The organism is Streptomyces sp. NPDC043854, from assembly GCF_056436005.1.
On record NZ_JBWKDK010000011.1, the window covers coordinates 1 to 12,100 of the forward strand.

8 protein-coding genes and 1 pseudogene are annotated in these 12,100 nt (G+C 73.4%); 6 read left to right on the plus strand and 3 right to left on the minus strand.

Annotation, left to right across the window (positions count from 1 at the left end):
* Positions 1–562: 562 nt before the first annotated feature.
* Positions 563–1,012 carry a PTS sugar transporter subunit IIA gene (locus AC068A_RS12800; RefSeq protein ID WP_478584237.1) on the plus strand — a complete coding sequence of 150 codons (450 nt, stop codon included), beginning with the start codon at positions 563–565 and terminating at the stop codon, positions 1,010–1,012.
* Between the two features lie 191 nt (positions 1,013–1,203).
* On the plus strand, positions 1,204–2,874 hold the full coding sequence (gene ptsP, locus AC068A_RS12805; protein ID WP_478584239.1) for a phosphoenolpyruvate--protein phosphotransferase: 1,671 nt from the start codon (positions 1,204–1,206) through the stop codon (positions 2,872–2,874).
* 113 nt (positions 2,875–2,987) lie between these two features.
* Here the strand turns inward: ptsP and AC068A_RS12810 are convergent, their stop codons facing one another.
* Positions 2,988–3,959, minus strand: a complete 972-nt coding sequence (locus AC068A_RS12810; protein WP_478584240.1) for a hypothetical protein — start codon at positions 3,957–3,959, stop codon at positions 2,988–2,990.
* Positions 3,960–4,021: 62 nt separating this feature from the next.
* Positions 4,022–6,019 carry an acetoacetate--CoA ligase gene (locus AC068A_RS12815; protein WP_478584242.1) on the minus strand — a complete coding sequence of 666 codons (1,998 nt, stop codon included), beginning with the start codon at positions 6,017–6,019 and terminating at the stop codon, positions 4,022–4,024.
* Positions 6,020–6,229: 210 nt separating this feature from the next.
* On the opposite strand from AC068A_RS12815, the pseudogene AC068A_RS12820 reads away from it, so the two are divergent.
* Positions 6,230–8,671: pseudogene (locus AC068A_RS12820) on the plus strand (glycoside hydrolase family 31 protein); the annotation flags it as partial.
* 259 nt (positions 8,672–8,930) lie between these two features.
* Here AC068A_RS12820 and AC068A_RS12825 read toward each other — a convergent pair.
* Positions 8,931–9,443, minus strand: coding sequence for an NUDIX domain-containing protein (locus tag AC068A_RS12825; protein ID WP_478584243.1), 513 nt, complete (start codon positions 9,441–9,443; stop codon positions 8,931–8,933).
* A 29-nt stretch (positions 9,444–9,472) separates the two neighbouring features.
* On the opposite strand from AC068A_RS12825, the gene AC068A_RS12830 reads away from it, so the two are divergent.
* The 3 genes from AC068A_RS12830 to AC068A_RS12840 are packed head-to-tail and all read left to right on the plus strand — an operon-like array spanning position 9,473 to position 11,930.
* The gene (locus AC068A_RS12830; RefSeq protein WP_478584245.1) at positions 9,473–10,156 is read left to right on the plus strand and encodes a M15 family metallopeptidase; all 684 of its coding nucleotides are present in this window, start codon (positions 9,473–9,475) and stop codon (positions 10,154–10,156) included.
* Positions 10,157–10,194: 38 nt separating this feature from the next.
* Entirely contained in the window at positions 10,195–10,737 is a 543-nt protein-coding gene (locus tag AC068A_RS12835) for a Zn-ribbon domain-containing OB-fold protein (RefSeq protein ID WP_478584247.1), read from the plus strand.
* On the plus strand, positions 10,734–11,930 hold the full coding sequence (locus tag AC068A_RS12840; protein ID WP_478584248.1) for a lipid-transfer protein: 1,197 nt from the start codon (positions 10,734–10,736) through the stop codon (positions 11,928–11,930). Before AC068A_RS12835 ends, AC068A_RS12840 begins: the two co-directional genes overlap by 4 nt.
* Positions 11,931–12,100 lie beyond the last annotated feature (170 nt).

Consider the following 12,100-nt stretch of genomic DNA (forward strand, 5'->3'; position numbering starts at 1 on the left):
ATCCACCGGAGTGGACGGGGTATCAACTTCTGGCGTTGATTTTTGGCACGCTGTTGAGTTCTCAAGGAACGGACGCTTCCTTCGTACTCACCCTCTCGGGCTTTCCTCCGGGCTTTCGTTCTTCGTTTCCGACTCTATCAGAGTCTTTTCCGTTCGCTTTCCGGGTCTCCGCTTTCGCGTTTTCCCTTTCGGCGATTCCGACCTTATCAGTGTCTTTCCCTTGCTCTGCAACTCGGCCGGTTCATCGAGACGACGAAACGACTGAGCACATGAGCTCAAGATCAGCAGCTGAAGGGTTGGTTCCCCGTCCATCGTCCGTTCGCGAGAAGTTCACATGGGACGTCCTGGCGGGAGTCACGACAGTACAGGCCTGGTGGTTCACAGGCAAATCGAATCAGGCGTATGGTCTAGTCCACTACGGTGTCGCGGGAGCGCGTCACGGCCCTCAGCAGGAGGTTCGTTTCGCGGAACCCGGACATCTCATGACATACCCTTCGAAAGTGCGCTGTCGAGGACAGGCAGTGACGGCGGCACTACGAAGCCCCACCCCTGGGAGGCCCCCATGACCAGCGTGACGTCCCCACTTGCCGGGCGTGCCATCGGACTCGCGGCTGTGCCGGATCCGGTGTTCTCCGGCGCGATGGTGGGTCCGGGCACCGCCGTTGATCCCGTCCGCGAGCTCTCGGAGGCGGTCTCCCCTGTCGACGGTGTGGTCGTCTCCCTGCACCCGCACGCGTACGTCGTCGTCGACGCCGAAGGACACGGCGTCCTCACCCACCTGGGGATCGACACCGTTCAGCTGAACGGCGAGGGCTTCGAGCTGCTCATCAACAAGGGCGACACCGTGACCCGCGGCCAGGCCGTCATCCGCTGGAACCCCGCTGCCGTCGAAGAGGCCGGCAAGTCGCCGATCTGCCCCGTCGTGGCGCTGGAGGCCACCGCCGACTCCCTCGGTGACGTCCGCGAGGACGGCGACGTCAAGGCCGGCGACCAGCTCTTCGGCTGGGCCTGACGCGTCCGGCGGGGGTGCCGGCGGTTCGGAGATCCGCCCGGCGCCCGGCCGGCCGCCCGCTCAATCGGAAGAACGGGTGAAGTGACTCCACCCACCGCTGAAGCGGCGGGCTTCCGACCCGAGGGTTGCGGTCCAGCCCGAACCGACCCCTTACGGGGTGTGAAAAGACAACTACAGGCCAGGGAAGACTGATGGAGACAACGCTGCGAGGCGTCGGCGTGAGCCATGGTGTGGCGATCGGCGAGGTGCGGCACATGGGAACGGCGGTTCTGGAGCCGCCGGCCAGGCAGATCACTGCGGACGAGGCGGAGCGCGAACAGGGGCGCGCCCGTCAGGCCGTGAGCGCCGTCGCGGCCGACCTGATCGCGCGCGGCCAGCTGGCGGGGGGCGAGGCACAGCACGTGCTCGAGGCCCAGGCCATGATCGCTGAGGACCCGGAGCTCATGGCGGACGTCGACCGGCGGATCGCCGTCGGCAGCACCGCCGAGCGCGGCGTATACGACGCGTTCGCCGCCTACCGCGACCTGCTCGCGGGGGCCGGGGAGTACATGGCGGGGCGGGTGGCCGACCTGGACGACGTACGCAACCGCATCGTCGCGCGCCTGCTGGGTGTGCCGATGCCGGGTGTGCCGGACAGCAACGAGCCGTACGTGCTGATCGCGCGGGACCTGGCGCCCGCCGACACGGCGCTGCTCGACCCGTCGCTGGTCCTCGGCTTCGTCACCGAGGAGGGTGGCCCGACCAGCCACAGCGCCATCCTCGCGCGGGCGCTCGGGGTGCCCGCGGTCGTGGCGCTGCCGGGAGCCTGCGAGATCGCCGAGGGCACCGTGATCGCCGTCGACGGTTCGACGGGCGAGGTCTTCGTCGAGCCGAGCGACGAGAAGAAGGCCGAACTGGAGGCCGCGGCCGCCGAGCGCAAGGCCGCCCTGGCTGCCTCGTCCGGTCCGGGCGCGACGTCCGACGGGCACAAGGTGCCGCTCCTCGCCAACGTCGGCGGGCCGGCGGACGTCCCGGCGGCCGTCGAGGCCGGGGCCGAGGGTGTGGGCCTGTTCCGCACCGAGTTCCTGTTCCTGGACGACAGCAAGAAGGCGCCGTCCGAGGAGAAGCAGGTCGAGTCCTACCGCAAGGTGCTCGAAGCCTTCCCCGAGGGCCGGGTCGTCGTCCGCGTTCTGGATGCCGGCGCCGACAAGCCGCTGGACTTCCTGACGCCGGCGGACGAGCCGAACCCGGCGCTGGGCGTGCGCGGCCTGCGCACCCTGCTGGACCACCCCGAGGTGCTGCGGACCCAGCTCACCGCGCTGGCCAAGGCGGCCGACGGCCTACCGGTCCACCTGGAGGTCATGGCGCCCATGGTGGCCGACCGGGCCGACGCGAAGGCGTTCGCCGACGCGTGCCGTGCGGCCGGGCTGCAGGCGAAGTTCGGGGCGATGGTGGAGATCCCCTCCGCCGCGCTGCGGGCGCGCTCGATCCTCCAGGAGGTCGAGTTCCTGTCGCTGGGCACCAATGACCTGGCGCAGTACACCTTCGCCGCCGACCGGCAGGTCGGTGCGGTGTCGCGGCTCCAGGACCCCTGGCAGCCGGCGCTGCTCGACCTGATCGCCCTGGCCGCCGAGGCCGCCAGGGCGGAGGGCAAGAGCTGCGGTGTCTGCGGTGAGGCCGCTTCCGATCCGCTGCTGGCGTGTGTGCTGACGGGTCTGGGTGTCACCTCCCTGTCGATGGGTGCCGCTTCGATCGCCTACGTGCGGGCGACGCTCGCCAAGTACACGCTGGCCCAGTGCGAGCGCGCCGCGGCCGCGGCGCGTGCGGCAGACAGCGCCGAGGAGGCACGGGTGGCCGCGCAGGCCGTGCTGTCCGGCGAGTAGCCGGTTCGAGCAGCCGGTTTCGGTGTCGGTGTGATGCCGGTCGAGGGGCCTTCGCCATGGCGGAGGCCCCTCGACCGTTCGGTCCTCCGCCCATGGGCTCCGGGGCCGGACGGCTACCTGTTTCGGTGGTGCGGGTCGGGGCCGTCCACCTCGAATCCGGGGCAGTACTCGACGCCGTGCTCCGGAGCCACGGGTTCCCCGGTGTCGGCGTCGGTGCAGTACGCATTGAAGACCGCTGCCGCGGAGAGCGGCACCAGGCGCCCCCGGTCGAGCCGCCATCCGTGGACACGGTCGCCGGGGCCGGCACCGGTGGTGCGCAACACCAGTCCCCCGGGGCCGCCGAGGGCGAGGCCGGCGGCCAGGACGGTCACGAAGTCGAGGCTCTCGCGGCCGTCGAGCCACGGTGTGCCGTCCGGGCCGTCCGGGCCTGCGGCCGCGGGTGGATGCCCGGGCGGCTCTGCGGAGGTCTCGGTGTGGAGCACCGCCACGAGCTGCTGGTCCTTGGTGGGGATGCTGCAGACGAGATGGTGGTGGCCCGGTCCGGCTCCCCGGACGAGGCGGGTGAGCACGTCGGCGGCCCGTTCGAAGGAGGAGCGGCCGATGTCCTCGCCGCAGTCGGCGCAGGTACCGAGATCGGCGAGGAGCATGGTGGCGTACTCCCAGGTGTCCTGGCGAACTGCCTCGTCGATCAGGAGCGGGACGATCTCCTCGATGGGGCGGCCGGTGTAGGGCAGTCCGGGGCCGGTGCCGGCGAGTTCGGCGGTGAAGCGGCTGCGGGATGCGGCGCTGTCCGGGTCGAGGCGCTGCTCGGCGCAGAACTCCGCGTACTCCTCGGCGTCGAAGAGGGCCACGGTGGTGTGGATGCCCTGGGCGGCGAGGGACCTGAGGAGGTCGTCGACGTGGCGCAGGTAGTCCTGGTGGTCGTCGAAGGCGAAGCTGCGGTAGCGGCGCATGGCCGCGAAATCCCCGGGGTCGGCGAGGAGGCCGACGGTGCCGGGGATCTCGCGGCGCAGCATGCGGCGCTTGGCCGAGCGGCTGGTGCGGTCGGTGGTGTCGTCGGTGGTGGTGCGGTGCGTGCTGGACATGCTTCCCCCTGAGTGCGCAGTCAATTGCTCACTCAGAGTAACGACGACCACTGACAGCGGGCTCAGGACCGGGCGCTGCTGCGGGTGCGGGCGAGCTCCTCGTAGAAGCCCAGGAGGTCGAGGTTGTCGACCGAGCCCGGGTTGACGGCCTTCTCCATGGGCGTGCCCTGGAGCAGGCGCTTGACCGGGACCTCGATCCGCTTGCCGGTGAGGGTGTGCGGGATGCCCGGCACCTCGATGACCTCGTCGGGCACGTGCCGCGGGGAGAGCTCCTCGCGGATGGTGGCCTTGATGCGGCCGCGCAGGTCGTCGTCGAGGGTGGCGCCGGGGGCGAGGTGCACGAACAGCGGCATCCAGTAGCCGCCGTTCGGCTCCTCCAGGCCGATGACCAGGGATTCCTTGATCTCGGGGAGGCGCTCGACGGCCTCGTAGATGTCGGCGGAGCCCATGCGGACGCCCTGCCGGTTGAGGGTGGAGTCGGAGCGGCCGTGGATGACCACCGAGCCGTGGTCGGTGAGGGTGATCCAGTCCCCGTGCCGCCAGATGCCGGGGAACATCTCGAAGTAGCTGTCGCGGTAGCGGCTGCCGTCCGGGTCGTTCCAGAAGTAGATCGGCATGGAGGGCATGGGGTTGGTGACGACCAGCTCGCCGACCTCCCCGGTGAGCGGCTTGCCGGACGGGTCCCACGCCTGCAGGTCCGTGCCCAGGCAGGGGGCCTGGAGTTCGCCGATGTGGACGGGGAGGGTGGGGACGGCGCCGGCGAAGCAGCTGCAGACGTCCGTGCCGCCGCTGACGGAGGCGATCCACAGGTCCATCGCGCTTTCTGCGAACTCGTCGTGCAGCCAGCGGAAGCCGTCGGGCGGCAGCGGCGAGCCCGTGGTCGCCACGCACTTCACGGCGGAGAGGTCGTGGTCGCGCGAGGGGTGGACCCCGGCCTTGCGGCAGGCCATGACGTAGGCGGCCGAGGTTCCGTACAGAGTGGCCCGGGTCCGCTCGGCGATGCTCCACTGGGCCCCGGTGTCGGGGTAGCCGGGGCTGCCGTCGTACAGGACGACCGTGGTACCGGTGAGCAGGCCGGAGACGAGGAAGTTCCACATCATCCAGCCGGTGGAGGTGTACCAGAAGAACCGGTCCTCGGGGCCGAGGTCGCAGTGCAGGCCGAGCTGCTTGAGGTGCTCCAGGAGGATGCCGCCCTGGGACTGCACGATCGCCTTGGGCAGACCGGTGGTGCCGGAGGAGTACAGCACCCACAGCGGGTGGTCGAACGGGACCGGTTCGAAGACCGGCTCGGTGCGGGCGGAGGTCAGGTCCGCCCAGGCCAGGGCGCCGTCGGGGGCCGGTGTGCCGAGCAGCGGGATGTGGACGACCGCGCGCAGCGAGGGCAGGTCCGCGCGGAGCTCGGCGACGGTGTCGCGGCGGTCGTGCTCCTTGCCGCCGTAGCGGTAGCCGTCGACGGTGAACAGGACGACCGGCTCGACCTGCTGGAAGCGGTCGAGCACGCTGCGGGCGCCGAAGTCGGGGGCGCAGGAGGTCCACACGCCGCCGACGGCGGCGGTGGCGAGGAGCGCGACGACGGCCTCGGGGATGTTGGGCAGGTAGCCGCTGACCCGGTCGCCGGGGCGCACGCCGAGGGCGCGCAGCTCGGCGGCGAGCGCGCCGACCTGGCCGCGGAGCTCGGCCCAGGTGATGGGGGTGGCCTCGTGCGTCTCGTCCACGTACAGCAGGGCGGCGTCCTCGGCGCGCGCCGGGTTCTCGGCGGCGCGCAGGGCGTGCTCGGCGTAGTTGAGGGTGGCGCCGGTGAACCAGCGCGCGCCCGGCATGGAGCGGTCGGCGAGGACGGATTCGTACGGGGTGGTGAACCGTACGTCGAACCATTCGGCGACGGCCCCCCAGAAGGTGTCGAGCTCGGCGACGGACCAGGCGTGCAGTGCGGGGTATCCGCCGTCCGCGGGGGCGCCGTGGCGCTCGGCGGCCCAGGCCTGGAAGGCGGTGATGCGGGCCCCGGCGATCCGGTCGGGCCCCGGGGACCAGAGGGGTTCCGGCTGGGTGGTCGAGGTCATGGGTCGGCTCCCGGTCAGTCTGCGGCTCGCGCGGGGTGCGCGCGGGATGTGCGTACGGTGCCATCGCGCGGTGGGTGTGCGCGCGGCGGCACACAGGGACGATGCCATGTGATCCACCTCCGCACCAGAGGTGCCAGGGAGGTGGATGGACGGGTGAACGGAAGTTGAACGCAGCCCGCGCGGTCGGCGGCCGGTGGCAGGGTGATCAGCATGAACGGTCGCGATCTGGTGCGTGCGGTGAAGGAGATCGGTACGGAGCGCGGGCGGCGCGCATGGCGTTCGGCGCTGCGCCACCGGCGCGCGGACGCGGTGGGGCTCCCGCGCCGGGGGCCGGAGCGGGCGCGCGTGCCGGGGGTGCTGACGGGTACGGAGCCGCGGCCGGGCGGCGGGGTGCTGCGGTTCGCCCGGTCGGAGCTGCTCGTACGGGTCGCGGCGGGCGGGGCCGTGTTCTGGGGTTGGGACGGGGCCGGGACGACGCCCTCGTACGCCGTGGTGGGCGACGGGCCGGAGCCCGACCCGCGGGCGGTGCTGGAGCCGGACACCGGCGGCGGCTGGCGGGTGGTGTCGGAGCGGGTGACGGTGGCGGTGTCCCGGCACGGGGCGGTGGAGGTGCGCACACCGGGCGGGGTGGTGCTGCGCCGGGAACTGCCGCCGCGGTGGTGGGAGCCGGTGGGGGTGGGGGCTGCGGATGATGCGGGTGATGTGGGCGGTGCGGGTCGTGCGGGTGGTCTGGGGGGTGCTGGTGGTACGGCAGGTGGGGGTGCTGTTGAAAGTGCCGGGGGTGAGGCGCGTTGGGCGGTGCGGGCCGAGGTGCCCGCGGACGCCCGGTTCTTCGGGCTCGGCGGGCGCGCCGCGGGGCCGCGGCTGCGCGACGGCGTGTACCGGCTGTGGAACACCGACCCCAAGGGCGGCTTCGGGCCCGGCGACGACCCCCTCTACATCACCATGCCCGTACAGATGGTGGTCGCGGACGCGGGAACGCACCTGGTGTTCCACGACAACCCGTGGGACGGGCGCGTGCTGCTCCGGGAGGGCGAGGAAGGCGCCGGCTCGGGTCCCGACCGGCCCGGGACGTGCGAGCTGCGGATGGACGGCGGGCCGTTGCGGTGCTGGGTGCTGGCGGGGACGCCGGCGCGGGTGCTCCAGGGCTGGTCGGCACTGACCGGCGCGCCCGCCGTACCGCCCGCGTGGGCGCTGGGCTACCAGCACGCGCGGTGGGGCTTCGGAAGCGCCGAGGAGGTGCGGCGCGTCGTGTCCGGCTACCGGGCGCGCGGGCTCGCGCTGTCGGCCGTACACCTGGACATCGACCACTACGCGCAGCACCGGGTGTTCACCGTGGACGGTGAGCGGTTCCCGGACCTGCCCGGGCTGGCAAGGGAGTTGCGGGAGCAGGGCGTACGCCTGGTGTCGATCGTCGACCCGGCGGTGAAGGTCGGCGACCCCGTGCACACCGCCGGCCGGGCGGTGGGGCCTGCCGGGGCGTTCGTGCGGGACGCCCGGGGGGAGGAGGTGCGGGGCGAGGTCTGGCCGGGCGCGTGCGCGTACCCGGACTTCACGGATCCGGCGGTGCGCGAATGGTGGGGCGGGCTGTACGCGGAGCGGCTGGCCCAGGGGTTCTCCGGGGTGTGGCACGACATGAACGAGCCCGTCTCCTTCGCCCCGTTCGGGGACGCGACGCTGCCCAGGTCGGCCCGGCACGCCATGGACGGGGCCGGCGGGGACCACCGGTCCGCGCACAACGTGTACGCGCTCGGGATGGCGCGGGCAGGGTGGGAGGGCCTGGTCCGGCTGCGGCCCGCCGAGCGGCCGTTCCTGTTCTCGCGGTCCGGGTGGGCGGGCATGCAGCGGTACGGGGGCACCTGGTCGGGGGACGTGGAGACCGGCTGGGAGGGGCTGCGGGCCTCGCTGGCGCTGGTGTTGGGGCTGGGGTTGTGCGGGGTGCCGTACTCGGGCCCGGATGTGGGCGGGTTCGGCGGTTCGCCGTCGCCGGAGCTGTACCTGCGGTGGTTGCAACTGGGGGCGTACCTGCCGCTGTTCCGGACGCACTCGGCGATCTGGGCGGGGCGGCGGGAGCCCTGGGAGTTCGGGCCCGAGGTGGAGCGGCATGCGGGGGCCGTCCTGGCGGAGCGGGAGCGGCTGCGGCCGTACTTCCTGACGCTGGCCCAGCTGGCCCGGCGGACCGGGGCGCCGTACGTGCGGCCGCTGTGGTGGGGGGCTCCGGAGGACCGGGCGCTGCGGGACTGCGAGGACGCCTTCCTGCTGGGGGACGCGCTGCTGGTGGCGCCGGTGCTGGAGCCCGGCGCGGACCGGCGGGCGGTCCGGCTGCCGCGGGGGCTCTGGTACGACTCCGCGACCGGGGCGGCGTACGAGGGCCCGGGCCAGATCCTGCTCGACGCCCCGCCCGGCCGGATCCCGGTCCTGGTCCGGGCCGGGGCCGTGCTCCCGGTCCGCGGGCCGGAGGGCGACGGGGTGGCCCTGGAGGCGTGGGCCCCGGCGCGGGGGCGCACGGGGGGCGGGGTGCTGATCCGGGACACGGGGCCGGGCTTCGAGCCGGGCGAGGTGGAGCGGTACACGGTGCGGTGGGTCGGGGATGCGGTGGTGGTGGAGGACGAGGGCGGGGGGCGGGTCGGGGGGGCTGTGGTGCGGGGGGTTGGTGGGCTTGGGGTCGGTGGGCGTGGCGGAGGCGGTGGAGTGGACGTCGTTGCGCGTACGGATACGGCTGGTGCTCTCGGCTACGGGCCTGACTCCGTGGACGATGCAGGTCCGCTATAGGTCCCCGGGGAACCTGCCCGAGCGCGGCGGACCGGCCGTGCTGCCGTCGGAGCGGTTCGATCAGGTCGATCCGGGGTTGGCCATGGTCTTGGCGGGCCCGATGAGGCCTGCGCGACCGTACGTCCCCAGGCTGCGGGCGTCACGGGGTGTAGGCGCCCGCGAACCAAGCCGCTGCCGCGCGGGTGTGCAGGGGGAAGGCCAGTGCCGTGGGGCCGCGGAGGATGTGCCAGCCCGTGGTTTCGGCCGTGGGCGTCGACGGTGGCAGGGACCTCACCGGGCGGGGTGGCAGGAGGCCGAAGAGGAGGAGGTGGCCGCCCGGGGAGCTCATGGCGTCGGCCAGGGCGACGTCGTCGGGCCGGGCGTGGACGCCCGTCTCCTCGCGGAGTTCGCGGACGACCGCCTCGCGCCAGTCCTCGCCGAAGTCCATGAAGCCGCCCGGGAGGGCGATCCCGCCCAGGGCCGGCTCGATGGTGCGGGTGATCACCAGCAGGCCGGTGCCGGAGGCGTCCTCGACCGGGAGCAGGGCGACGGCCACCGGCAGCGGGTTGCGGTAGGTGACGGCGCCGCAGGCGCCGCACGTGCGGGGCCAGTCGGCGGTGTCGAACGAGGCTCCGCAGGTGGAGCAGTGCGAGTCCCTCAGGTGCGCCGGCATCCCGCGATGGTATGCCAAGGGGCATGCGCATGGCGGTGGTTGCGGGGTGTGTGGCGGTGCTGGCCGGCGGGTCGGGCGCGCCGGGGTTCGCGGTGCTGGCGGATGTGGATCCGACCATCGGCCAGGACATCCGGTACGCCACCCCGCACAACTTCACCGGCCGTGTCGTCGAGGGGTACGAGGAGCCGGCCTGCCTGCTGGCCCGGCCGGCGGCCGAGGCGCTGCGGAGGGCTCAGCGGGTGCTGCTGGCGCGGGGGTACTCGCTGCTGGTGTACGACTGCTACCGGCCGCAGCGGGCCGTGGACCGGTTCGTGCGGTGGGCCGCGGACCCGGGCGACCAGGGTACGAAGGCGGCGTTCTATCCGCGGGTCGACAAGGCGCGGCTGATCCCGGACGGGTACATCGCCGAGCGGTCCGGGCACAGTCGCGGGAGCACGGTGGACGTGACGCTGGTGCGGCTTCCGCTGCGGCGTGCCGTGGACATGGGGACGCCGTTCGACCTGTTCGACCCGCTGTCGCACACCGACGACCCGCGGGTCCCGGCGGCCGCCCGGGCCAATCGGCAGTTGCTCAGGCAGGTGCTCGGGGCGGAGGGGTTCGTGAACCTGCCCGAGGAGTGGTGGCACTACTCCTTCAAGCCCGAGGCGTTTCCCGATACTTACTTCGACTTTCCGGTCGCTGTGCGTTCCGTGCGTGGCGTGGCAGACTCCTGACGGTTCGTCAGATAGCTCTGCGGCTCTTGGGAGGGGTCTTGGAACGCACACGCACACCCGTCGTGGACGGGTGGTTCACCGACCCGGGCGCGGAGGGCGGCTTCCGGCTGCTCGGCACCCGGTGCTCCGCCTGCGCCGCGGTGTTCTTCCCGCGCGAGGACGCGTACTGCCGCAACCCCCGCTGCCCCGGCGACGGCGTGCCGACCGAGGTGCCGCTGTCGCCGCGGGGCCGGGTGTGGTCGTACACAGACGGGCGCTACCGGCCGCCCGCACCGTACGTGTCGGATCCGGACGCGCCCTGGGAGCCGTACACCCTGGTCGCGGTGGAGCTGGAGGCCGAGGGGATGGTGGTGCTGGGGCAGGCGGCGCCCGGGGTCACGGTCGCCGATCTGGCGGTCGGGATGGAGGTCGAGGTGGTGGCCGGGGTACTCGACGGGGCCGGTGGGGACGGCGGGACCGGCGGGAGCGGTGGGGACGCCGGGGACGGTTGGACGACCTGGCGGTTCCGGCCCGTGGCCGGGGCCGGGCCCGGGGCCGGGCCGGAGGCGGTGGCCGGGCCCGGGGCCGGGGGTGCCTCGTGAGCGGGCCCGCCGACGTCGCCGTGCTCGGGGCCGGGATGCATCCGTGGGGCAAGTGGGGCCGCAGTTTCGTCGCGTACGGGCGGGTGGCCGCGCGGGCCGCCCTCGCCGACGCCGGGCTGGACTGGACCGACGTGCAGTCCGTGGTGGGGGCGGACACGGTGCGGTCCGGCTACCCGGGCTATGTGGCCGGCGCGACCTTCGCCCAGGCGCTGGGCTGGCAGGGCGCGCGGGTGACCAGCGTGTACGCGGCGTGCGCCTCGGGGGCCCAGGCCATCGGTGCGGCCCGGGCGCAGATCCTGGCGGGGCTCGCCGACGTGGTGCTGGTGGTCGGGGCGGACGCGGCGCCCAAGGGGTTCTTCGCCCCTGCGGGCGGGGAGCGGCCGGACGATCCGGACTGGCTGCGGTTCCGGCTGCTGGGCGCCACCAACCCGGCCTATTTCGCCTTGTACGCCCGCCGCCGCATGGCCATGTACGGGGACACGCCTGAGGACTTCGCCCGGGTCAAGGTCAAGAACGCGGCGGCCGGTGCGCTCAACCCCCTCGCCCGCTACCGCAAGGCGGTGACCGCCGGGGAGGTGGCGGCGTCGGCCGTGGTCGCCGATCCGCTGCGGCTGCTCGACATCTGCGCGACCTCGGACGGGGGTGCGGCGCTGGTGCTGAGCAGCATGGACTTCGCGCGTGCGCGCGGAGTGGCGGACGCGGTGCGGATCCGGGCGGTGTCGACGGTGACGCCGGTGTATCCGCGTACGTTCCTGGACCTGCCGGACATCGCCACCGACTCGGTGACGGGCGCGGCGCCGGCGCCCGGCTCGTTCCGGGCGTCCATCGCCCGCGCCGCGTACGAGGAGGCCGGGGTCGGGCCGGAGGACCTCTCGCTGGCCGAGGTGTACGACCTGTCCACCGCGCTGGAGCTCCAGTGGTACGAGGACATCGGCCTGTGCGGGGAGGGTGAGGGGGCGGCGCTGCTGCGCAAGGGGGTGACCGCGCAGGGCGGGCGGGTGCCCGTCAACACCAGCGGCGGGCTGGCCTCCTTCGGGGAGGCGGTGCCGGCGCAGGCGATCGCGCAGGTGTGCGAGCTGACGTGGCAGTTGCGCGGTACGGCCGGGGAGCGGCAGGTGCCGGGGGCGCGGGTCGGGATCACCGCGAACCAGGGGCTGTTCGGGCACGGGTCGGCGGTCGTCGCCGTACGGTGACGACCACCGGCCGAGGGTCGGCGGAAGGTCGGCGGAAGGTCGGCGGAGGGCCGCCGGAAACGAGTGCTGTGCTCGTGCTTGACGGCCCCCGGCGGCGGGTTCACACTCGCTCCACGGTCTCGCGCGGCAGACCCCGCAACCCGCCCCGGAACCCCCCATGAGAGCTGCGG